Annotated in this window: 13 protein-coding genes; 3 read left to right on the top strand and 10 right to left on the bottom strand. The window is 65.3% G+C overall.

The window, feature by feature from the left end:
* Window positions 1-77: 77 nt before the first annotated feature.
* The 6 genes from zwf to K1X74_08850 all read right to left on the bottom strand — a co-directional run bounded on the left by zwf (window position 78) and on the right by K1X74_08850 (window position 6,580).
* Complete coding sequence (zwf, locus tag K1X74_08875) at window positions 78-1,529, bottom strand: glucose-6-phosphate dehydrogenase (GenBank protein MBX7166451.1); 1,452 nt, start codon at window positions 1,527-1,529, stop codon at window positions 78-80.
* 65 nt (window positions 1,530-1,594) lie between these two features.
* Window positions 1,595-2,386 (bottom strand): SDR family oxidoreductase, encoded by a 792-nt coding sequence (locus K1X74_08870; protein ID MBX7166450.1) that lies wholly within the window; start codon window positions 2,384-2,386, stop codon window positions 1,595-1,597.
* Entirely contained in the window at window positions 2,383-3,822 is a 1,440-nt protein-coding gene (gndA, locus tag K1X74_08865; protein MBX7166449.1) for an NADP-dependent phosphogluconate dehydrogenase, read from the bottom strand. Before gndA ends, K1X74_08870 begins: the two co-directional genes overlap by 4 nt.
* 72 nt (window positions 3,823-3,894) lie before the next feature.
* A complete protein-coding gene (locus K1X74_08860; protein ID MBX7166448.1) occupies window positions 3,895-4,758 on the bottom strand; it encodes an HAD hydrolase-like protein in 864 nt (287 codons plus the stop codon).
* 14 nt (window positions 4,759-4,772) lie between these two features.
* Window positions 4,773-6,083, bottom strand: a complete 1,311-nt coding sequence (locus K1X74_08855; protein ID MBX7166447.1) for a diphosphate--fructose-6-phosphate 1-phosphotransferase — start codon at window positions 6,081-6,083, stop codon at window positions 4,773-4,775.
* Window positions 6,084-6,250: 167 nt separating this feature from the next.
* A complete protein-coding gene (locus K1X74_08850; GenBank protein ID MBX7166446.1) occupies window positions 6,251-6,580 on the bottom strand; it encodes a hypothetical protein in 330 nt (109 codons plus the stop codon).
* A gap of 643 nt (window positions 6,581-7,223) precedes the next feature.
* Here K1X74_08850 and K1X74_08845 point away from each other — a divergent pair.
* Window positions 7,224-12,512, top strand: coding sequence for a S8 family serine peptidase (locus K1X74_08845; protein ID MBX7166445.1), 5,289 nt, complete (start codon window positions 7,224-7,226; stop codon window positions 12,510-12,512).
* Here the strand turns inward: K1X74_08845 and K1X74_08840 are convergent.
* Window positions 12,473-13,987, bottom strand: a complete 1,515-nt coding sequence (locus K1X74_08840) for a B12-binding domain-containing radical SAM protein (protein MBX7166444.1) — start codon at window positions 13,985-13,987, stop codon at window positions 12,473-12,475. The two genes, K1X74_08845 and K1X74_08840, sit on opposite strands and share 40 nt — an antisense overlap.
* Before the next feature lie 257 nt (window positions 13,988-14,244).
* Between K1X74_08840 and K1X74_08835 the strand changes: the two genes are divergently transcribed.
* Complete coding sequence (locus K1X74_08835; protein ID MBX7166443.1) at window positions 14,245-15,840, top strand: B12-binding domain-containing radical SAM protein; 1,596 nt, start codon at window positions 14,245-14,247, stop codon at window positions 15,838-15,840.
* A gap of 22 nt (window positions 15,841-15,862) precedes the next feature.
* Here K1X74_08835 and K1X74_08830 read toward each other — a convergent pair whose 3' ends face one another.
* The 3 genes from K1X74_08830 to K1X74_08820 all read right to left on the bottom strand — a co-directional run bounded on the left by K1X74_08830 (window position 15,863) and on the right by K1X74_08820 (window position 19,769).
* Complete coding sequence (locus K1X74_08830) at window positions 15,863-17,266, bottom strand: FAD-dependent oxidoreductase (GenBank protein ID MBX7166442.1); 1,404 nt, start codon at window positions 17,264-17,266, stop codon at window positions 15,863-15,865.
* A complete protein-coding gene (locus K1X74_08825; GenBank protein ID MBX7166441.1) occupies window positions 17,242-17,967 on the bottom strand; it encodes a glycosyltransferase family 2 protein in 726 nt (241 codons plus the stop codon). The genes K1X74_08830 and K1X74_08825 overlap by 25 nt, the downstream gene beginning before the upstream one ends.
* Before the next feature lie 197 nt (window positions 17,968-18,164).
* Window positions 18,165-19,769: a B12-binding domain-containing radical SAM protein gene (locus K1X74_08820; protein MBX7166440.1), complete on the bottom strand. Its 1,605-nt coding sequence runs from the start codon at window positions 19,767-19,769 to the stop codon at window positions 18,165-18,167.
* A gap of 633 nt (window positions 19,770-20,402) precedes the next feature.
* On the opposite strand from K1X74_08820, the gene K1X74_08815 reads away from it, so the two are divergent.
* Window positions 20,403-23,210 carry a tetratricopeptide repeat protein gene (locus K1X74_08815; protein ID MBX7166439.1) on the top strand — a complete coding sequence of 936 codons (2,808 nt, stop codon included), beginning with the start codon at window positions 20,403-20,405 and terminating at the stop codon, window positions 23,208-23,210.
* Window position 23,211 lies beyond the last annotated feature (1 nt).

The following is a 23,211-nucleotide window of genomic DNA, read 5'->3' as shown; positions in this document are numbered from 1 at the left end:
GCGGGCGTCCGTTCGTCAATCGCGCGCCACGGCAGCGCCGAATGCCGGCCGCTCGGTGCAGGGTTGAGCCCCGTACCTTAGTGCAACACCGGGCACGCATCGAGCCATTGCCGGCCGGACGCGGCCATCCACTCCTGCAAAGCCAAGGGACCCCACTGACCGCGATCGTAATAGAGCAAGGGGGGCAAAGGACCGGAGTCCCAGGTTTGCTGAATCGGATCGATGATGCCCCAGGCCAGCTCGACTTCGTCACTGCGCGCGAACAAGCTGGCGTCGCCCGACAGCGTGTCGAGCAACAAACGTTCATAGCCGTCGGGCAGCGAGCCACGAAACTCGCGGGCAAAGCGAAAATCCAGGTCGGTCAGCCGCATCTGCATCCCCGCATCGGGCACCTTGGTCTGGATCTGCACTTGGATGCCCTCGGCCGGCTGAATGTGAATCACCAGCCGGTTCGAGTCGTAGACGCGCTGCCGGCCCGAGTTGAACAGCGCGTGCGGCGGCTCGCGGAACTGCACGACGATCTGCGTCGTGCGGCAGTCCATGCCCTTGCCGCTGCGGAGATAGAACGGCACTCCCTGCCAGCGCCAGTTGTCGATCGACAGTTTGAGCGCCGCAAAGGTGGCCGTCTGGCTGCCCGGCTCGACGTCCGGCTCGTCGAGATAGCCGCGATACTGGCCGCGCAACGTGTCGGCAGCCACGTCGGCAGGCGTCAACGGGCGGATCGCCTCGAGCACTTTGACCTTCTCGTTGCGGATCAAATCGGCCGCGTACCGGGCGGGCGATTCCATGGCCGTGACGCAGAGCAACTGCAGCAGGTGATTCTGGAACATGTCGCGCAGCACGCCGGCCGTGTCGTAGTAGCCGCCGCGATGGCCGACCACGACCTCTTCGGCGGCCGTGATTTGCACGTGATCGACATAGTTGCGATTCCACAGCGGTTCGAAAATCGCATTGGCGAACCGCAGCACGAGGATGTTCTGAACCGTCTCCTTGCCGAGGTAGTGATCGATCCGAAACACCTGCCGTTCGCGAAACACCGTGTGCACAAACTCGTTCAAGCGCCGGGCGCTGGCCAGATCGGTGCCGAACGGCTTTTCGATGACGATGCGGCGCGGCCCGCGCTCCTCGACGGCCAGGCCGCTGGTACCGAGCCGTGCGATGGCCGGTTCGTAGAACTGCGGCGCAGTCGACAGGTAATAGACGCGCGTCGCGTCGCCGGCGTCGAGCTCGTCGAGAAACTTCGCCAATGCGGCGAAGTCGTCCGCGTTGCCGATATCGCCCGGATGGTAGTAGACGTTGGCCGCGAACTCGCGCCACCGCGCTTCCTGAAACTCGTCGCCGACGAACTCGCGCGTCGATGCGGCCAGGGCGTCGCGCCAGGCGTCGTGCGCCAGCCGCGTGCGGGAAAAACCCACGATGCGCGTCGCGGGTGGCAAGCGGCCCTTGCCGTGCAGTCGGTACAGCGCCGGGATCAGCTTGCGGCTGGTCAGGTCGCCCGACGCCCCGAAGATCACCATCGTGTGCGCCATGCTGTTGCCTCCTTAGCCGATCGGCGACCAGTGGACACGGGCGCGGCGCGAGCGCAACTCTGCGCTTACAGCCGCATGGCCGTGAATCCGCCGTCGACGTACAGGCACGTACCGGTGATAAAGCTGCCCGCGCGCGGTGATGCCAGCAGCAGGACCCCGCCGACTAGTTCCTGCGGCTCGCCAAACCGCGCCAGCGGCGTTTGCGCCATGATCTGCGCGGTCCGCTGTGCGTCGAGGATCTTGCGGTTCTGCTCGGCGGGAAAGAAGCCCGGGCAAATCGCGTTCACGCGCACGCCCTGCGGGGCAAATTCACGGGCCACGTTACGCGTGAGGTTGACCACGCCCGCCTTGGCCACGGAATAGGCAAACACCCGCGACAGCGGGCGATGGGCCGTGACGCTCGCGATATTGATGATCGCCCCGCCGCGACCGCCATCGATCATCCGCCGGCCGAAAATCTGGCAGCTCCAATGCACGGCCGACAGGTTGCAGCGCAGGACCCGGTCCCAGTCGTCGTCGGCAACTTCCAGGTAGCTGCTGGCCGAGTTGACTCCCGCGCCATTGACCACGATGTCGACCGACCCGAAGCGCTCGTGCGCGGCCGCCGCGAGCCGTTCGAGGTCCGGGCGCGCGGTCACGTCGGCCGCCACGAAGGCTGCTTCGCCGCCGGCAGCTTCGATCTGCCGTACGCGCTGGGCACCGCGCTCGACCCCGAGGCCCGAGACCACGACCCGGGCACCCGCCTGTGCCAATCCTTGGGCGATGGCACCGCCGAGCACCCCGGTGCCGCCGATGACTACGGCGACCTGGCCCCGCAGGCCGAACAGGTCGGTCAGAAACGCTTCGGGACCGTTCATGAAGGATCGCGCCGCAGGCGCAGCCAGTCGGTATGAAAGGTGCCTTCACGATCGGTGCGCTGGTACGTGTGCGCCCCGAAATAGTCGCGCTGGGCTTGCAACAGGTTGGCCGGCAGGCGCTGCTGGCGGTAGCCGTCGTAGTAGGCCAGCGCGGCGCCGAAGGCCGGCGCGGGAATCCCCATCAGCACTGCCGTCGACACGACCGCACGCCACGCGTCCTGGGCCTCGCGCAGGACTCCCGTGAAATACGGCGCCAGCAGCAGGTTCTCCAACTTGGCGTCGGCGTCGAACGCCTCTTTAATGCGCTCGAGAAACCGGGCTCGAATGATGCACCCGCCGCGCCACAACAGGGCGATGGCCCCGTAATCGAGCGGCCAGTTGTGCTCGGCCGCCGCGGCCTGCAATTGGAAGAAGCCCTGGGCATAACTGCAAATCTTCGAGGCGTAGAGCGCCTTGCGGACCTGCTCGATGAACTCGCGGCGGTCGCCGACAAAATGTCGCGCCGAGCCGGGCAGGACCTTGCTGGCCCGCATGCGCTGAACCTTGAGCGCGCTGAGCGCCCGGGCATAGACGGCCTCGGTGATCAGCGTGGTCGGCACTCCCAAATCGAGCGCCAATTGGCTCATCCACTTGCCGGTCCCCTTGGCCCCGGCCACGTCGAGGATCAAATCGACGAGATATTGCCCCGTCTCCGCGTCTTTCACGCTGAAGATGTCGCGGGTGATTTCGATCAGATAGCTGTCCAGCTCGCCGCGGTTCCACTCGGCGAAGACGTCGTACAACTCGTCGTTCTTCAGACCCAAAGCGCCTTGGAGCAACGCGTACGATTCGCAGATCAACTGCATATCGCCGTACTCGATGCCGTTGTGCACCATCTTGACGTAATGGCCCGATCCGTCCGGGCCGATCCATTCGCAGCAAGGGATGTCGTGATTTGGGCCAACCTTGGCGGCGATAGCCTGGAAGATCGGTTTCACGAGCGGCCAGGCCTCGGCCGTACCGCCGGGCATGATGCTGGGACCCTTGAGCGCGCCTTCTTCGCCGCCCGAGACGCCGGTGCCGACGTAGCGCAGGCCCTTGCTTTCGACGTAGGCGACGCGGCGGCGGGTGTCGGCATAGTGGGTATTGCCGCCGTCGATCAACACGTCGCCGGGCGACAACAGCGGCAGCAACTGCTCGATCAATTGGTCGACGGCCGGACCGGCCTTGACCATCATCATCACCTTGCGTGGCGACTTGAGCGCGGCCACAAGCTGCTCGAGCGAGTGGCAGCCGACGATTTGCTTGCCCGCGGCGCGGCCGGCCATGAATTCGTCGACGACGCTGGTCGTCCGATTGAACACCGCGACGCGATACCCCCGGCTCTCGACGTTGAGCACGAGGTTCTCGCCCATCACGGCCAGGCCGATGAGGCCCAGATCACAGGATTCTGCCATGGCGTCGTCTCTCCTTGCCGGCAAATGTTTCCAGCGGCGGGCGGCCCGGCGGCCGCGCCAGCCGAACGCGGCCTACTTGGCTTCCCAGGGCGGACGGTCGGGCAGGCAGCGGTCGAACTCGGCCAGTAGTTCGTCTTGATATCCCCCGGCGAACGTGCCGGCGAAGAACCGCTCGATGCCCTCGTCGAGCAACTGCCGCCAACTCGCCTCTTCGCTGCCGGGATTGATCGGGAAGAACAGCGCGCCGTTGGCCTCGGCCGCCTTCTGGTCGCCGGGCGCGTCGCCGATCATCAAGGCGTGGCCGGCCGAATACTGGCGCGCCACGGCGAGCGTTTCTTTCTTGGTGCCCACCTCCTGGCCGCAGATCGCTGCCACGAACCGCGTCAGGTCATGCTCGTCCCATTCGCGCTGGAGCGCCTCATTCGGCGTGGCCGAGATGACCAGCAGATCGGCCTGCGGCTGGAGCTTCTCCAGGCACGCGCGGACATACGGAAACGGCGGCACACCGCGGACGATGTGCTCGACCGACGCGTTGACGGCCACCGACCAATCGAGCGCCTGCCGCAGGTCCGGGTCGCCCGTGGCCGCCACGGCGGCCTTCAGCGCCGGGTTGCCCAGCTTCGTTTCGGTCTGCAGCCACCGCGCCAGCCCGGGCGGCACCGCGACCTTCACGCCCCGGGCCAGGACCTCGGGCCGCTGCTGCAGCCGCTCGAGCGTCTCGACCAGGGCCGGAAAGCGGTTGATGCCGCGGCTCTTCGAATACAGGTTGACGAACTCGGCCACCTCGCGGGCATATTTACTGATGCCCTGCAGGTTGTAGCTGTTGATCGTATTGGGGATGAAACACTCCTTGTGTTTCACCTCCATCGTGTCGAATGCGCAGCCGTCGGAATCGATGCCGACGAGAAACTTGTGTTGGGGCGTGAATGTGAACATGGGAATCGCCGGACTCAACTCTTCGCCGCACCGGGTTTCGGCCGGTCAGCTTGAGGGACATAGGAATGCAGTTTTTGAGCTGCGTAGATGGGCTGGAGCCGCGTCAGCCGTTGTCGCCCCGCCACGAGCGGCAGGCTGATCATGTCTTCACCGACCAGGGGCTGGGCGTACCGCACGAAATCGTCGGTGACGTCTGTGCCGCTGGCGGCGATCCAATCCTTACGAAAGTGCCGGTCGCTGCCGGCCACCTCGACCAGCGGCACCCGGTCGTAGCGCACGTTGTAGGTCGGCCCCGAAGCTCGCAGGATCGTGGCCATGAAACCGCTGGTACCCGAGGCGGCCAGCAATGCGGCTTGCTGACCGACGCGGTAGGCCTCCTCGAGGTCGACGGTCGAAGCGTAGGCCATTGAATGCCGTTGATCGGTGCCGGACACGTTGCCACGCGCGGCACCTTTGGCCTGCAAGCCGACGCGATTGAGGTGATTGACGACCACCTGCGCCACAGTCAACTGGCTCGAACTGAACGAAACGTGGCCAAACGAGTCGCGCAACTCGCCAAGATTGCCGACGTCGAAACCCTCGCTGACCACGACCAAGGCCCGCCCGGTGCGCCGCAACAAGTCGTTCACTTCGTCGGCCAACTGGTCGAGCGTGCAAGGCCGCTCGGCCAGGTAGATCAACAGCGGCATCTCCCGCTCTGGATCAGCCAGGCGGGCCGCGGCGGGAATAAAGCCGATCTTGCGGCCCATCGCCTGCATCACCAAGACCGGGTCGGCCGGACATGAACCGGCGTTTTCCTCGTTGGCGTTCTGGACCATGTGCATCCAGTACTTGGCCACCGAGCCGTAGCCGGGAGTGTGGTCGATCAGGCGAAACTCGCTGTCGCCGACGTCGTTGTCGATCGTCTTGGGCACGCCCACGGCGACCAGGTCGAGCCCGCGCTGCCGCGCCAGCTCGGCCACCTTGTGGGCCGTGTCCATCGAATCGTTGCCGCCGATGTACAGGAAATAGCCCACATCGTGGGCGCGCAGCACCTCGATCACGCGTTCAAAGTCTTCGGTCTGCGCCGGCTTGAGCTTGTAGCGGCACGTGCCAATCGACCCGGCTGCCGGGCTGACGCGCAGCAAGGCAATCTCTTCAGCCGGTTGCGCCGAAAGCGAAAGCAGCTCTTCCTTGAGTACGCCTTCGATGCCGTGCCGGGCTCCGTAGACGGTGCCAATCTCGACCAGCGCGCGGCAAGTTTCGACGATTCCGCGAAGCGTGTTGTTGATGACCGGTGTCGGTCCGCCGCTTTGGGCAACAACGAGATTTCGAGGACGCGACATGGCGGGCAAGGATCAATCCATTGAACCGGGGAGGGCGGCCAACCGGCGCCGGGTACACCGTAAGCCCGATCGCGGACTTCACGGGCCGACAACCGGCGTGGGCCGGGAAGACTGGGCGGGATTGTACCCGCCCGAAGCGAGACTGGGAAACCCGGCAACCGACCGCGTCAAACGGTCGCTTGGGAACGCAGCCGGCCGTAGGCACCGATCAGGTGCAGCACATGACGGCACAGGTTGAACGAGTTCGACTGCCGCCGCTGTAGCCCTTCGCACAGGGCCTGTGCCGGCCGGTGCAGGTGTGGCAGGTCGTAGGTCAGGCCGAAACGTGCGAAATACTCGCTCAGCTCTTGCACCTCGCGCCAATCTTCCCGCTCCAGCGCCGCGATCAAGGCGTCGACCCGCTCGGGCAATAGATCCAAAAGCTTCGCGACTCGCGCGTTGTTCCGCGCCAATCGGGCGTTGAGTTGCGAGATCGGGGGCAGTGTGTAACGCGACATAGCGGCTGACCAAGGGCAGAGAACAGGCGTGACCCAAAGGCGGGCTGCTTAAGCCTAGTTCAGAAATCGGGGGCTCCGGGAAAAAAAGCCGCACGGCGGCATCCAGGCTCGCGACGCTGCAATCGCCACAATCGTTACGCCCGCGGAAACGGGAAATCCAACATCGAAATGCCCTCAACCGGCCGGGTTCCGCAAGCTGGGAACCGCGAGCTGCGGAGAGCTGTCGGCGGTGGCCTGCCAGGCGGAACCCCCGGTCGCGGGAATAGTCTCAGCCTGGGATGCGAATAGGGCTTCGGATCGGAGACTGCGCAACAGCGTCAGGGAACGGGGGACACGGCGTTCGCGGCGCTGCGACGGGCTGTACCGTGGGGGCCGCCCGTCGGCGTGGAAATCTTGATCCAATCGGCAGCCTCTGCCAGACTGCTACCCGGAACTGCAGTTGGGTGGTGCGGCTGCAAGGCGGACCGTGGTCGACCAGCAAAGTCCGAGGGCGCGCGGGGGCGTGTCCCCAGGGCGCAACGCCGTCAGGCGTTGTCGGCCGACCATCGCACGCCTTCCGTTTCGGGGGAACCGAGATCGCTATGGATTGCGTGTTTCCCTGCGCATGCGCTGAGTCCACCCCAGAGAACAGAGGAAGGCCCTGATGCTTCGATCATCGCGCAATCGCTCCCACGGATGGCGAGGATTCCGTCTGGCGGCTTCGACACGCTCGCCCCGCGCCGCTTGGCTCCGGTCCGAACCGCTGGAAACGAGGCTGGTCCTGAGCGTCGATCCGGCGGCCTTGGTCGCACTCGGCGCCCCCGCAGTCGACGACACGACACTGCTCGACTGGGACGGGCGGACCAGCTACGCGTACGAAGACCAATGGATCGTATCGCTGAACCTGGGCAACACGCGGCCCGAGGATTTGCTGCCCACCGGGCGTGAGGTGTTCGCGGCGGCGCAGGTGGCCGGTGACCTGGAGCTGGTACGCGGCGCCGGGGCGACATTCCTGCTGCACGCCACGCCGGGCGCGGACGGCCAGGCCCTCGAAGCCGCCCTGGCGACACAGCCACAGTTTCGCTACCTCGAGCCCAATCTCGTGCTTTGGGCCGACGCCGTGTTCCCGAACGATACGAGCTTCGGTACGCAATGGGCCCTGCACAACACCGGGCAAAGCGGCGGGGTCGTCGACGCCGACGTCGATGCGCCCGAAGCCTGGCAAACGACCACCAGCAACGGCAATGTGGTCGTGGGCATCATCGACACGGGCATCGACTACAACCACCCCGACCTGGCCGCCAATATCTGGGTCAACCCGGGCGAGATCGCCGGCGACGGCCTGGACAACGACTTCAACGGCTATATCGACGACGTCCACGGCTGGGACTTCGCCAACGACGATAACGATCCGCTCGACGACGAAGGGCACGGCACCAGCGTCGCGGGCATCATCGGCGCCGTGGGCAATAACAATCTCGGCGTGGCCGGCCTCAGCTGGGATTCGCAGTTGATGGCGCTCAAGTATTTGAACTCCGAGCGCGTGGGCAACACGGCCGACGCCATCGCGGCGATTCACTATGTCACCCGGATGAATCGCGATTTTGGCATCAACGTCCGCGTCACGAACAACAGCTACGGCGTGGCAGGGTATTCGCAGGCCTTGTACGACGCGGTCGCCGAGGCGGCCGGTGTGGGCATCCTGGTTGTCGCCTCGGCGGGCAACAGCAGTTCGGACAACGATCTGGGCCCGATCTATCCGGCGAATCTCGAGATCGACAACGTAATTTCCGTCGCGGCAACGACGCGGACCGACAGTCTGGCCAGCTTCAGCAGCTACGGAGCCGCTACCGTTCATCTGGGTGCGCCGGGCGAGAACGTCTACACGACCGCCATGGGCGGCGGTTATCGCAATTTCTCCGGTACTTCGGCCGCGGCACCCATGGTTGCCGGCGTGGCAGCCCTGCTCTGGGATGCCGCACCGCTGGCCAGCTACCAGCAGATCAAGACGGCGATTCTCGACGGCGCCGATCCGATTCCCGCGCTCGACGGCCTCACGATCACCGGCGCGCGACTGAATGCGGCCGGCGGCCTGCAGGAATTGGGTTTGAGAATCACGAGCCTGACGCCGGCGGCCGGATCGACCGTCGCGGCGCCTCCAACGTCGTTTCAGGTCGTGTTGTCGAGCCCCTACGACCTGGCCAGCGTTCAGGCCAGCGATTTGACCGTCAACGGCATCGCCGCCACCGGCGTCAACCAGGTCAACGCGACCACGCTGCAATACACGTTTGCGTCGTCGCCCGTCACGACCGAGGGCGTGCAATCCATCGCCCTGGTCGCCGGCGCATTGACCTCCGGCGGCGGAGCCCAGAGCACGCTCGCGCTCAGCGCCAATTTCCGCTACGACTCGCAGCCGCTGACGCTCGTCTCGAGCACCCCGGCCGCAGGAGCGAGCGTCAACGTCGGCCTGTCGACCGTCACGCTGAATTTCAGCGAGCCGCTGCAGCCCGGCAGCGTTGAGCCGACCGATTTCATCATCAGCGAGGGCAAGGTCGTCGCCGCTCAGGCCACGGGCCCTTCGACGATTCAGTTGACGCTGACCGGGATTCTGACCGAGGGCACTTTGCTGATCGGCTCGCCGCCGGCCGCGTTGGTCGATGGGTTCGGCAATCCCTCGTCGAGCTGGTCGCTGCCCATCACGATCGACGTCTCCGAAACTGACGCCGACCGGTTCGTCCATCTCGGGCCCGAGGGCGGGCTGATCTACGCGAGCACGACGAACGACGGACTGCTCCAGGGCGGCAGCGACCTGGACAGCTACCGAGTCTTTCTCGCGGCCGGCGAAACGCTCGCGGCTCGAGTCACTCCGGGCAGCGGTGCGACGGCCATGACCATTGAGCTGGTCGGCCAGACGAGTCTCGTGGCGGGAGCCGCCGGCCAGGCAGTGACCTTCGCGCCAACCCAAGTGAATTCGTCGGGCTATTACGACGTGCGCGTCGGTGGCAATTCGTCGAGCACGTACCACCTCGACTTGTACCGCAACGCGGCCGTGGCCTGGACCGACACCACGCCGACTTCGCTGGCCGCATCGCGTTTGAGTTTTGGCTCGTCGGGCCGTATGGCGGTCGTGGCTGACGCTGCGCCGACCACTCCCACGGTTTATTCAGCCGACATGTCCGCCAACCCCGGTTGGACGCTCACCGGGGCCTGGGCCTACGGCCACCCCCAAGGCTTGGGCGGAGACCCGTCGAACGGCTACACCGGCGCCAACGTGATCGGCGTCAACCTGGCCGGTGCTTATACCAACAACCTGGCGGTGCCGATCAACGCGACGACGCCAGCGATCAACGTCGCCGGCATGCAGAACGTGAATCTCTCGTTCCGCCGCTGGCTGGGAATTCAGGGCTTCTCGTTCGACAAGGCCCGCATTCAGTATTCGACCGACGGCACGAACTTCACGAACCTCTACCAGAACCCGACGACTAATCTCGTCGAGACGAGCTGGTCGTTGCAAAACATCGCGCTGCCGGCGGACGCCACGAGCACCGGGACGCTCTACCTGCGCTGGCAACACGGCACGACGAACGCCACCACGACGTTCTCGGGCTGGAATATCGACGACGTCGTCGTCACGGCCCTGGCTCCGGACGTCGACAACTACACGGTCGACCTCACCGGCGACGTCGGTAAGCCGATCGACATCGCCTTCCAGGCCCTCGACGCAGCAGGCCTGGCCGGCGCCACGGTGCAATTGATCGGGCCCGACGGCACGACGGTCGTGGCCACGGCCAGCGCCACGCCGCAAGGCATCGGCCTGACCGAAAACGACCTGGGGATCTTCGATTACGTCGTCGCTCAGCCGGGGATCTACACCGTCCGCGTGACCTCGGCGGTCAGCGGGCGCTATGCCTTGGTGGTCACCGAATCAAACGTGACCGATAGCGAACCGAACGATACGCCCGCGGCGCCGCTACGCAGCCTCGACCTGGCCGGCGCCGCGCTCGGCCAGATCGGCGTCCCGCCGATCGACGGGGCCTATCATTTCACGATCGACAGCAACGCCAGTACCGTCACGCTTTCGGGCGCGATCACCGATTCCAACGGTGAAAACCCGTTGCCCATCGTGGCCCAACAGCCGGGCAGCCTGACCACGCATTTCCAAGGCACGCTCGAACTCAACTCCGACGGACAGATGTTGCAGGTGACCGACAGCACTGTCGACCTGCTGCCGCTGGCCGGACTTTATCAGCCGAACAACATGCAGGCCGACCTGGCCGCGAAGGTGCAAATCCTCACGCTCACGGCCTACGCCTCGATGACCGGCGTGTTGCTGCGGGCCTACAGCGGCGAAGTCGACCTCGCGCCGAATGGTTCGTTCAACGGCTCGGACGTCCAGTTCGAATTCATCGATGGAACGATCGCGTACGACCTGCTGGGCACCATTGGCACGTTCCCTGTCGCCACGCCCGAAACGGGCAATCAGCCGTTGGTATCGGGCCAATTGCTCGACCTGCCAGGCACGCTACAGCTTACGATTCCGCTACGGGTGCTCGTGGTAGTGACCGAGCCCAACACAGGGCTGCTCGTCAACCTGCAATTCACCGGCCAGATCGTGGCGACGGCGCCGCGGCCGGTGCTCGAAGACGACGTCTACCAGTTCACCGCCGCGGCCGGCCAAGAAGTGACGCTCACGGCCGACGCTCTGTTCCGCGATGCCGCCACGACGCCGGCCAACACCCTGCAGCCGGGCCTGGCGGTGATCAACAGCCTGGGCAATCCGGTCGTGCCGACGCTCTCGACGGCGGCCGACGGCTCGGCTCAGTGGACGTTCTTCTCCGCGGCGGCCGACACCTATCGTGTGATCGTCAGCGCCGGCTCCGGTTTCGGCGACTACCGCCTGTCGCTCGACAAGCACTATCTCCCTCCCACGCTGGCCATCGACGCGCCAACCACGACGGTGCGCTCGGCGCCGACGAGCATTACGCTCAACGTGACGGACCCGACGGTGCCGCCCGACGCGGAGTTCGGCTTTGCCTTCGACTGGAACAACGACACGATTGTCGACGAGGTCGTCAACGGACCCAGCGGCACGGTGGTCGAACACGCCTTCCAGTCGCTGGGCAGCCACACGTACCGCGTCACAGCAACCAACAGTTTTGGCGCGACGAGCTCGGCGCAAACGGCGACGATCGACGCCGTGCGTTACGAGACAAGGCCGGATGAAGGCAATCCGGCGAAGCTCGACTTGTACTACGGCGGCACCGCCGGAGACGACATCCTGGCGTTCTTCGAGGCCACCGGCGGGATCAATGTCTGGGAGTTCAGCGGCGGCAATCTCCTGATTACGTTCGTGCCGGGAATCAGCGGGCGCGTCAATGCCTACGGCGGCGACGGCAACGACAACCTGTCCACGACCTCGAGGCGCCGGTCGTTCAGCTTCTTCGGCGGAGCGGGGAACGACTCGCTGGCCGGCGGCTCGCGCGGCGACGTCCTCGTGGGCGACGACGGCGACGACCAGCTCATCGGCCATGACGGCAAGGACAATCTGAGTGGTGGCGCAGGCCGCGACCTGCTGGTCGGCGGCACCGGGGTCGACGTGCTCGGCGGCGAGGATGGCGACGACCTGATCATCGCCGACCTACTGTACTTCACCGATCCGGGCACGGCGTTCGATCAGTACGCGCTCGACGCCATTCATGCCGAATGGCGCAGTGCACGAACCTACAACGAGCGCGTCGCCAATCTTCGCGGCCAGGGGGTCGGCGAGCGGTTGAACGAGGACTATTTCCTCGTCGGCGGCGGGACCGCCACGAGCGACTCTTCGCGCGACCTCATCGCCGGCGGCGCCGACAGCGATTGGTACCTGGTCAGCAAGACGGCAAGCGGCTCGGCCGTGGTCGACTGGCTCTTCGATCAACTCGGCGGCGAATTGTCCGACGACACCACGCCGTGAGCCGCGCTCGCGTCCAGTGGGCGGTGCATATCGTGCGAGCGAAACGCTCCCAGGTTGGTCAGCCGGCGTAACGCATAGCGATACTGCGCCGGCCGCAACGAGCCGACGATCTTGAGGAAATTGCGCGGCCGGCGATAGAAGCGCCAATGGGCCCGGCGCTGCATCCGACCCAGCTCGTCGGCCGGCACCTCAGACCAGTCGCATTTGAACTCGTAGTAGTTGAACTTCGACCAATCGATGTCCTGCCCGCGCCCCCATTCGGCCTTCCACCATTCGTAGATGGGCGTGCCGGGCAGGGGTGTCGTGCGGGTGAATTGCAGCCGCGTAAGCGGCAGGCTCAAGGCAAACTCGATGGTGTTTTGGATCTCCGCCCGGGTCTCCGTGGGGAACCCGATCATGAAAAAGCCCCAGGCCTCGATCCCGGCGTCGACGACGTCTTGCACGACACGCCGCACCAGCCCGACGTCGAGCTTTTTGTGGACCATGTCCAGGATCCGTTGGTTGGCCGACTCGATCCCCAGCGCCATCAGGTAGCAACCGCTGCGCTTCATCAAGCGCAGCAACTCGGGGTCGAGCCGATCGATCCGCACGCCGTTGGGCAGGCTCCAGTGCACACGCACGTTGCGCCGTACCAGCTCCTCGCAAATCGCCAGTACGTGCTCGCGCTTGATCGTAAAGTTGTCGTCCTCGACCTGGATTTCACGCACACCGTAATCGCGAACCAGCCGCTCGAACTCGTCGACCACGCGCACCGGGTCGCGGTAACGCATCCGCCGGCCTGCTGTGATCGGAGCGCTGCAATAGCTGCAGGTGTAGGGACAGCCGCGGGTCGTGATGACCGGCGCCAGCGGAAAGGCCCGGGCAATCATGCCGTGTGGCGCCGGCGGATAGCTGCGCGGATCGATCAGGTCCCAGGCCGGTTCGCCGAAGTCGTCGACGGTCGGCAGGAAATTGGCCTGGCCGTTCTGGCGCACTTGCCCTTGGTCCCACCACAGCAACCCGGGAATCTGCGCGGCCGGCACTCCGCCGGCCAGCGCCGTGATCACCAGTTCGCCTTCGCCGGCGCAGACGTAGTCGGCCCCGCTTTGACGGAGGCTGCCTTGCGGGTCGGCAATCGCGTGCGGCCCACCCAGAATCACCGGCAGCCCCAGCGACTTGGCCTGCTGGACCAATGCGACCGCCTCGGGGAAATAGGTGGTCATCGCCGTCACGCCGACCAGGTCCCATTCGGGCCGAATCACGACCGGCTCGCGTAGCCCGTCGACGACGTGCACCTCGTGCCCGGCGCGGCGCAACGCGGTCGCCAGGTAGCCCAGCCCCAGGTGAGGCGCGACGATATGCGCGCGGTAGGCCGGACTGACCAGCAAGACGCGCTTCGCGCTGGCCGGGGTGTGGGTGCCCGACGGTTCCGCCTGCCAAGGCAGCGGCACCGGCTCGTAGATTTGCTTGGGCAGCGCCGTGGGAAGTACGGCCATCGTGATCGCTTCGAGGTGGCAGGTCGCAATCGCCGGCTACGGATTCAGACTAGCAGTTCAACGGGCAAGTTTCGACAATCGCGGCTGGCATTTTACGGCTGTGCTGCCAACGGTTTACGTCGCGCAGGGATTCTGTCAGCATTTTCTGCAAAAAATCGTTGGCACCGTCTCGCCACGACATTAGAATCGCTTCATCGCGCTGATTCCCTGCGCGCTTCTGGCATAGGTCAATCGACCCGCCTTCTGGGGGTGCAAACTTGATTGCGACCGGGCCCGAGAAACTGCGCATCCTGCTGATCAAGCCGTATCAGACGACGACGGCCTTGATCCACATGCCGCCGCTGGGGCTGTTGTATTTGGCCTCGACGCTGCGGCAGCGCTTTGGCGACACGCTCGAGATCCGCTTTATCGACCAACGGCTCGACCAGCGTCGCTATTGGGACATCGACGGGGTGATGGACGAGTTCCGGCCCCATGTGATCGGCATTTCGGCGCTGAACCTCGAGGCGGAAGAGTCGGGCCGCATCGCGCACCGCGTCAAGCAGCGGTGGCCCAACACGCTCACCGTACTGGGCGGCCCCCTGGCGCATGGTGGCACCGCGCGGCTCGTCGATACGGGCGTCTACGACTGGATTTTCGACGGCGAAGCCGACTATGCGTTTCCGCTGGCGCTCGAGCGTCATTTTCGCGGCAACGGGCAGCTCGACGACATTGTCGGCCTGACCTGGCGCGACGCCGACGGCTATCGGACCAATGGTTGCTCGGCGGGGCCCGGCGGAAAGCCGCTCGTCGGCGCGGTCGAAAACCTCGACGATATCCCGTTCCCGGCCTGGGACCTGGTCGATTTCGACGCCTATGCCGAGCGGCCGAACATGGCGGCCATGCTGCGCGGCAAGCGCTACGCGCCGATCTTCACTTCGCGCGGCTGTCCGTTTCTGTGCACCTACTGCCACGACATCTTCGGCAAGAAGTTCCGCTGGCGATCGCCGGAAAACGTGCTGGCCGAGGTTCGGCTGCTGCGAGAAAAGTACGGCGTCGACGAACTGCAGATCGTCGACGACATTTTCAACATGAACTCGGGCCGGATGAAGGAAATCTGTCGCGGCCTGGCCCCATTCCATTTCAAAATCACGTTCCCCAACGGCCTGCGGGCCGACATTCTCGACGAGGACGACGTCGAGGCGCTCACTAGCGCAGGCATGTATTTCACGGCCGTGGCCATCGAAACCGTCACGCCGCGGCTGCAGGACTTGATCAAGAAGCGTCTCCGCCTCGACGCGCTGAAGCGCTCGGTGGCCTGGATGGCCCAGCGCGGCGTCGTGGTCAAGGGCTTCTTCATGATCGGCTTCCCCACCGAGACGGTCGACGAGATCAAGGCCACGATCAACTGGGCCATCGATTCGCAATTGACCCACGCGGGCTTTTTCCAGGTGGTGCCGCAGCCCGGTACGCCGCTGTACGAGCAAGCCAAGCGCGAGAACGAGACGGCGCTCGAGAAGATGATCCTCCTGGACCAGTACAGTCCGACGTGCTGGTATCAAGAGGCGTACAAGATCGACCTGATGAAGATGCGCCGCAATGCCATCCGCACGTTCTATCTGACCAGCCCGCGGCGGATGTGGCGGATCTGGAAGAACACCTCGTGGACCAGCTTGGTCCAGGGGCTCAAGCTGTTCCTGAACATCAGCGGGATCGCGCCGCGCCAGGATCGCGCCGAAGAGCCGCTGCCCGAAGCGCTGCAGTCGCTCACCCGGCTGTATTCGACCGAAGAACAGGGCGAGCCGCAGGCCGCTCGCCAGCCCGCCACCATGCCGGTGGTCGAGTTGGCGCCGACCGCGGCTCCCGTGGGCTGATCGGCGCGCGCCCGGGCAAGGATCAATCGGGACCCACGCGCTGGGGCCCGCGGTTCACCGTGTCGGGATCGTAGTAAGTCGTTTCCTCGCCGCCGGCGAGGACGTGCTCGACCCATTCGACGCCTTGCATCAGCGAGTGGTCCTGGTTCGAGACCTCGTATTTCCAGCCGCCGAAGCGCCCGCGGCTGTAGATCGACAGGGCCTTGAGCCGCGAATCGACTCGAGCCAGCAGCTCGTCGCGCCCGACAAACGGCGTCGGATAGCCGTATTCCAGCCGCTCGCGCCAGAGTGTGACGGGCGTTACGTCGGCCTGCAGGAAGCCTTCGCCACGGAGGGCCGCCACGACGTCGCGCTCGTGTGCCTCGTCGTCGAAGCTCTCGTCCGGTGTCGAACTCATTTCGCACAGCAACGACCATTGCTGCCCGGGCCACGGCACGTTGTGGGGCGAGTAATTCGAGAACACCGTCACGCGATAAAACGGCAGCTCCGGCTCGGGGAAATACATCCAATTCTTCGTGCGGAGCACCTCGGGCGTGTCGCCTTCGATGCCCACGCCCACCAGGTGCGTGCGGGAATGGACGAATTCGCCGGCCTGCTGAGCCAATTGGGGTTGGTCGACGAGCAGCGTCAATAACCGGTCGAGCGGCATCGTGCTGAGCAGCACGTCGTAAGTCAATTCGCCGCCGTCGGCGAAGACCGCGGTCTTGCGCTGCGCATCGATGCGCACCACGCGCCGCCCCAATTGCACGCGCTCGCGCGGAAGGCGGTCGAGTGCGGCCCGCCAGATGGCGCCCGTTCCGCCTCGAAGTGGGAAGCGGAACCGCGCATTGGGCCCCCAGCCGACGTCGTCTTGGCGGCGTTCGACGTTGGCCAGAACTCGTGCCAGGTCGACCGTGGCCACGCGCTCGCCCATCCAACCGGTGCCCAGCCGCGCCGGGTCATAGGCCCAAACTTTGCGGTTGTAGGGCAGAAAGAACGACTCGGCGAGGCCGGCGCCGAATTGACGCAAGATCCACTCGCGAAACTGCGTCGGCCGTTCGGCGTGGGTCTCTTTCCGCGCTGCCCGCAGTCCTGCGATGCAGCGTTCGAGCTCGGCGTCGGGCAGCCGCCAGATGTTGTTCTGCAACGGGTAGGGGATGAATCGCCGGCGCATCCAGACCCAGGCTTCGCGTACGTGTTCGACCCACGCGTCGCCCAACCAGGTGTTTACGGCCCGATCGAAATACTCGTAGTGCGAAAACAGCACGTGCCCGCCGCGATCCCAAACAAACCCCTGCGGATCGACCACGGAGCCGGCCAAACCGCCGGCTTCTTGGGCCGCGTCGACGAGCAGCCAGCGCGTCGCGCCGCGCTGGTGCAACCGCCACGCCGCGCCGAGCCCTGTCGGGCCGGCACCGACGATCAGCAGGCGTGGCCCGGTTTCCATGCGCCCAACCTCCGGCGAAACGCGAGCAATTGGCGAAAACCGCGAAAACAGAACCGCAGGAGCTTCCAGCGGCGAATCGAAATGATGCCCGTTTGGCGCTCGCGGTGACACACCTCGCGTTCGCTCACACGGTAGCCGGCTCGTTTGAGAAACACGGCCAGGAACATCGACGGCGTCAGCGTATCGGGCGGAATGATGCACCGGGCCGCCTGCCAGGCCTCACCGCGCACTAGCTTGAACGGGACGTTGGCATCGGCCAGCGAAACGCCGAACATCACGCGAATCGTCCACCGCACCAGCCGCGTCAGATACAGCCGAATGCGCGGATCGTGCCGCACGCGGCGGACCCCGATCACGGCGTCGCAGCCGGCGATTTCCTGCCAGAACTCGGCAAAGTGGTCGAGGGGGATCTGGCGGTCGCTGTCGACCAGCAGCACGAACGATCCATGCATCAGGTCGAGGCCATGGCGCAGGGCCGGCCCGTGACCGCCGTTCGCCTGGTGGACGACGCGCAGCCGCGGTTCGTCGCGCGCCAGTCGATCGAGAATGGCGCCCGTCCGGTCACGGCTGCCATCGTCGACGACAATCAGCTCGGCGTCGGGCACGTGCGAGAAGATCCGCTCCTGAACCTCGACGACGGCTCGTTCGATCGCGCCTTCCTCGTTGTAGGCGGGCATAACGATCGAGAGCCGCACGGACATGAGCGAACCTCGCACCGACAAACCGACCAGTCCTGGACCGCCAACACCGCAGATGTGCGGTCGAAGGTCGCGAGTTTGCCGGACGCCGGCAATCCCCAGCCTCGCGAACTTACCAGCATAAACCGCCGGCGCGTCCGGCGGGGAGGGTCGCTACGACTTTCTGGTTTCTGGGGCCCCGGTGCGAGACGCCCTCCGGGTTATACGCTCACGGCCGATTCGACAACCGGCAGCCCGACCTGCCCGCGCACGACGTCGCTCGGACGATAGGGAGTGGCCACTGGCACCTCGGTCGAGTACAGGCTGCCCAATGGCTGAAGCGCCTCGGGCAGGGGATCGGCGTCGCGCACGTTGGGCGAAGGACGCAGGGCCGTCTGGAACAAGATCGAAAAGCCTTGCCAGAGGTTGTACCAACGCGTGCCGCGGAAGATGCGATACAAACGCTTGGGCCGCGTGAGGAAGAACCGCCGCACGGCCTGTCGGCGAATCTTCATCAAGTCGACGCCGTACGCCTCGGCATACCAGCACGTCGGGCTGTACATGTCGAGCATGATCATCCGCTCGAGCGCTTCCTTGCTTTCGGACAGGGCCTGCTCGTACAGCGGCGTACCGGGCTGCGGCACCACCTGGTAGAACCCGGCATGGGTCAGGTGCGAATTCACGGCCCAACTGATCGTGGCCTCGATTTCCTCGAGCGTCTCGGTCGGAAAACCGAGCATGAAGAAGCCCTTGATCATGCAGCCGCGTTCGGCCATCCACTGAACCGACTTCTCCAGCCGGTCGAGATGCAATCGCTTGCGAATGAAATCTTGCAGCCGCGGCGACACCGTCTCGATCGCGACGCAGGCGTAATACATCCCGGCCTTGACCAGGTGTTCGACGTCGTCCTCGTCGAGAATGTCGGCCCGCAGGCCGTTCGGAAAGGTGATTTTGAACTTCATCGGCGCCATCGCCGTGCAGATCTCCTTCATCCGGCCCGAGTTGAGATTGAAGATGTCGTCGATGATCTGTAACTCGTCGACGCCGTACTTTTCGCGCAGCAGCCGCATCTCGGCCAACACGTTCTCAGGCGAACGCCAACGGAGCTTCTTGCCGAAGATGTCGTGACAGTAGGTGCACAGGTACGGGCATCCCCGCGAGGTGAAGATCGGCGCATAGCGCTTGCCGCGCAGTTGCGTGGCCATGTTCTGGCGCACGGCATAGGCGTCGAAATCGACCAGATCCCAAGCCGGGAAAGGGAGGTCGTCGAGATTGGTCACGGCCCCGACCATCGGCTTGGCACCGGGCCGGGCCGAGCATCCGTTGGTGTGGAAATTGCCGTCGGCGTCGCGCCAGGTGAGCCCGATGACGTCGTCGAGTTGCCCGTTACCGCGGAACTGCCGCTCGATGGCACAGGGAAATGCCAGGTCGGCTTCGCCGTCGAAGATCCAGTCGTAAACACCCGTCGCCGCCAGCCGGAGCGTGTTGCGGTGGGCCAAAGGTCCGCCGAGCGCCGTGATGATGTGCGGGTAATGCGTCTTGACGAAATGGGCCGTGCGGCCGGCCTCTTCCGCCTCGAGATTCAAGGCCGAGATGCCCACGAGGTGCGGCCGAAACTCGTCGAGCAGGGGAGCCAACTCGTTGTAGCGGCCCTTGTTCAACCGCTGGTCGAGCACTCGAACCTCGACGCCGTGCTCGCCGAACTGCTGCCGCACGGTCGAGGCCAGGTACAAGATGCCCAAAGGAGGCATGTGAACCAGGGCCGTGGTCGGCTGAAACGGCTTGATGAGCAGGATGCGAAGCGGTTCAGCGTTCGTACTGATCACGACGGCGTTCCCCCCAACGATCGCGGTAAATGACCGAGCGCGACCGACCGGCTAATTCGCACAAACCGTCCCTAGTAGCGCTCAAAACGCACCTTCCCCCATCGCGGCGGCGCGAACCGGTCGATGAGATGCAGGATAGCAGCGGCCACGCATACGACCAAGAAATTTTGCTGGTAAATTTGTCAAATCTTCAACCGATTGGTGGGTACGGACTTAGACGTCTTCTTTGCCGTCAGTTCGAGTCCCGTCACCGGGCTCCACCGACCGGTTTTGTGCGCACTTCATCGCCGGTCTGGCTCGAATTCGAGAGGTGCCGGCCTCGCCCCCACCCGTTTGATCGTATCTTGTTGCGGCGCTTGACATTTCTAGGCCTCGTCCAGAGGATGGAATTTCACCGCCAACGGGCCCCGGGTGCCTGCATTCAAGGCTGATATCTTTCCAGCCGGGGGCCCGGCCGCGCCGGGCGGTTTCCTGAGCCGTTCGTCGCGCGGCGGTGAACTCTGGGATCATCGCTCGCCAAGTCCCGGTGGGGGAGACTTGTCCGTCATGTCGCGACACTCTACCCATGAACCCCGGCCCGCGAAGCAGAGCGAGGGTGAACCTGCACCGCGCCCCGGGTTGGACGGGCGAGCCGTGGGTCGTTGGGTCGCGGCCTGGCTGGTGCTCACGCTGGCCCTGCTTGCCTGGCGCTGGCCGGTGCTCTCATCGCCGCCCTATTGGGACTACGTCGGCATGTGGCGCGAGGCCATGTTCCTCGCCGACTCCAATTTCGACTACGACCGCCTCATCCATGACGAGGACGACGTCTTCTCCGGGGGCACAAAGACGTACGTCACCAGCGTGATCCCGACGCTGGTGGCCGTGGCGCTCAAGACGCTGCCATCGGTCAAAGCAGTGCTCACGGTCTATCACGTGACCTACATCGCGCTGGGTGCGGGAATTCTCCTCGTGGCCTTTCGACTGCTCCGCCCGCGCGCCGGCACGCTGGGCGCCGCGTTGGTGGTCGCGGCCCTGTTGACCACGCCCTTGTTCATCGCGCAGTTGGAAATGCTGGGGATGGAGTTTCCGGTCTCGCTGTTGGGTCTTGCGGCCCTGCTGCTGGTTACGCGCGAACGGTTCAAGACTGCGGCCGTGTGTGGATTGGCGGCCTTTTTTTGCAAGGCCACCGGGGCGCTGTTCGTGGCCGCAGCCGCGGTCCATGGAACCGCCGTCGCGGCCTATGCCTGGCTGACCAACGACGCGCAGCGCGCACGGAACGCTTTCATCGGGGCGATCGTCAATGCGGCCACTTTCGGCACGACAGTGCTGTTGATGCGCTGGGGTGGCGTCATGGCGAAGAACATACCCCAGGTGCGCGCGACCGGCTTTGCGATCGAGTATGCCCGCTTCTGGTGCCCGGACTTGCTGATCCTGGCAGGCCTGGCGGTGGTGTTGACGATCGCATGGTATATCGTCCGTGTGGTCCGATTTCGCGTCCCGGCGGGCGTGGCGTCGCTGCCGGCAGTGGCGTTGCGGCTGTTGCATCCGCTGGTCGACGAACCGCGCGTCTGGCTTTGCGCCATGGTCATCGTCGCCAGCGTGCTGTCGATCTTGAAGCTGGTTTTCGTGCCGCGCTATTTCGTCGTCGGCACGCCGCTACTGTGGGTGCTGCTCGGCACGCTGCTGTTCTCCGTTCCACGTGCGCGGCAGACGGCCTGGATCGCCCTGGCGGTGATGATCGGCCTGAATCTCTATAATCAGCACGGCGCACTGTTTCCGGCCATGACGACCGCCGGCCCAGGACTCGGGCGAATGGGATGTTTCCTCGAGCGCAGTCGCGAGTATTGGGCCGATCATCAATCCATGATCGACGCCACCGGTTTCCTGGCGGCGAATTTCCCCGCGGGTCCGGTCGTTTCGCCGGGCCCGTGTGGCTGTTTCCTCACACGGCCACTCGCGGGCTACGTGCCGCGGCCGGTTCCCGTCTATCAATCCGAAACAATGCTCGATCCGGGATCGAAGCGGGCGATCGACCTGTTGGTAGACATGCCGGCTGATCTGATTCTGCTGCACATACCCCGCGCGCGACACGTCAATTGCCAATTGCAGATTCCCCCGCCCGACGAAGACGACCTGGTGTTGTGGACCGATCACTTGCCGCAACAGGCCATCATCTACCGGCGCCGCAACCCCGACGGCTCGACGTGCAACGAGGCCGATTGGCAAGAGTTCTATATCGAACACCTGTACGAGTGGTTCGATCCGCAACGCCGCACGATGCTGACCGCCAGCGCGCTGCTGCGGGCCGGCCGCACCGAGCGGGCTCAGCAGCTCTTGGAAGGCTATCTGGAGCAATATCCGCACGACGTCACGCTGTTGGCGATGCAGGCGGGCATCCACGTGCAGCAGCACGACTTTGCCGCTGCCGTGGCCTGTGCCCAACGTGCGGTGGCGGCCGATCCGCAGCAGGCCGAGGCGCACGATTCGCTCGGCGCAGCATGGCTTGCTCAGGGCGAAGTCACGCAGGCGCTTGGGCACTTCGACGCTGCCTTGCGATGCGACCGAAATTACGAGAAGGCCTTGACCCATCGCGCGAGTTGCCTGCTCCAGCTCGGCCGGACAGCCGAGGCGGAGCAGGCGATCGAAGCGGCGCTGGCCGTAGCGCCAGATTCGTTCGACGCCAACCTGCAGTTGGGATTGCTCCGCATGGCTCAGGACCGCCGAGACGACGCCGAAACGGCGCTGCGGCGAGCCCTCAAAGTCAACCCGCTCGACGCCGACACGAATCGCGCCCTGGCCACGCTGGCGCAGGCGCGCAAGGACATGGTGGAGTTCGAGGCGCGGCTTCGGGCGCTGGTCGCGCGCATGCCCGACGATGCCGGCGCCCTGCGCACCCTCGGCGACCTGGCGCTCGAACGACACGAGTTTGCCGACGCGTGCCGGTACTATCACGCTGCGCTCGCCGCGCGGCCGGAGTTGATCGAGGCCCGCGCCAGCCTGGCGATTGCGCTGCAGCAGGCGGGCGACGCGGCTGAGGCCGTGCAGCGATACCGCCAGGTGCTGCACGTGTTGCCGACTTGGCAAACGGGCCTGAACAATTTGGCCTGGCTCCTGGCGACCCATCCCGATCCCAAGCTGCGCAACGGCAGCGAGAGCGTTTCGCTGGCCGAAAGTGCGTGCCGGCAAACGCAGTACAAAGACCCCGGCTATCTCGACACTCTGGCGGCGGCCTACGCCGAACTGGGGGACTTTCCCAAGGCGGTTCAAGTGGTGCGGCAAGCGCTGGCGCTGCCGTCGGTGGCGCAGGATGCCGCGCGCCAGGAAAAGCTGCGCTCGCGTCTGAGCCTGTATGAAAACCGACAGCCCTATCGCCAGCCGCTGCCAGCCAGCCGCGCTGCCGAGCAGGCCGCCGATCAACGCTCGCCCAGCGGCACGGCCCCCGGCTCGCAGGAATCGTCCTGAG

It is taken from the genome of Pirellulales bacterium (assembly GCA_019694435.1).
Lineage (GTDB): Bacteria > Planctomycetota > Planctomycetia > Pirellulales > JAEUIK01 > JAIBBZ01.
Note: the sequence above shows the minus strand (reverse complement) of the source record. Positions and strands in the feature narration are given on the sequence as shown.

Excerpts from the sequence above, each read along its gene's own strand:
- zwf (MBX7166451.1), bottom strand. The coding sequence starts at position 1,529 with ATGGCGCACACGATGGTGATCTTCGGGGCGTCGGGCGACCTGACCAGC.
- K1X74_08870 (MBX7166450.1), bottom strand. The coding sequence starts at position 2,386 with ATGAACGGTCCCGAAGCGTTTCTGACCGACCTGTTCGGCCTGCGGGGC.
- gndA (MBX7166449.1), bottom strand. The coding sequence starts at position 3,822 with ATGGCAGAATCCTGTGATCTGGGCCTCATCGGCCTGGCCGTGATGGGC.
- K1X74_08860 (MBX7166448.1), bottom strand. The coding sequence starts at position 4,758 with ATGTTCACATTCACGCCCCAACACAAGTTTCTCGTCGGCATCGATTCC.
- K1X74_08855 (MBX7166447.1), bottom strand. The coding sequence starts at position 6,083 with ATGTCGCGTCCTCGAAATCTCGTTGTTGCCCAAAGCGGCGGACCGACA.
- K1X74_08850 (MBX7166446.1), bottom strand. The coding sequence starts at position 6,580 with ATGTCGCGTTACACACTGCCCCCGATCTCGCAACTCAACGCCCGATTG.
- K1X74_08845 (MBX7166445.1), top strand. The coding sequence starts at position 7,224 with ATGCTTCGATCATCGCGCAATCGCTCCCACGGATGGCGAGGATTCCGT.
- K1X74_08840 (MBX7166444.1), bottom strand. The coding sequence starts at position 13,987 with ATGGCCGTACTTCCCACGGCGCTGCCCAAGCAAATCTACGAGCCGGTG.
- K1X74_08830 (MBX7166442.1), bottom strand. The coding sequence starts at position 17,266 with ATGGAAACCGGGCCACGCCTGCTGATCGTCGGTGCCGGCCCGACAGGG.
- K1X74_08825 (MBX7166441.1), bottom strand. The coding sequence starts at position 17,967 with ATGTCCGTGCGGCTCTCGATCGTTATGCCCGCCTACAACGAGGAAGGC.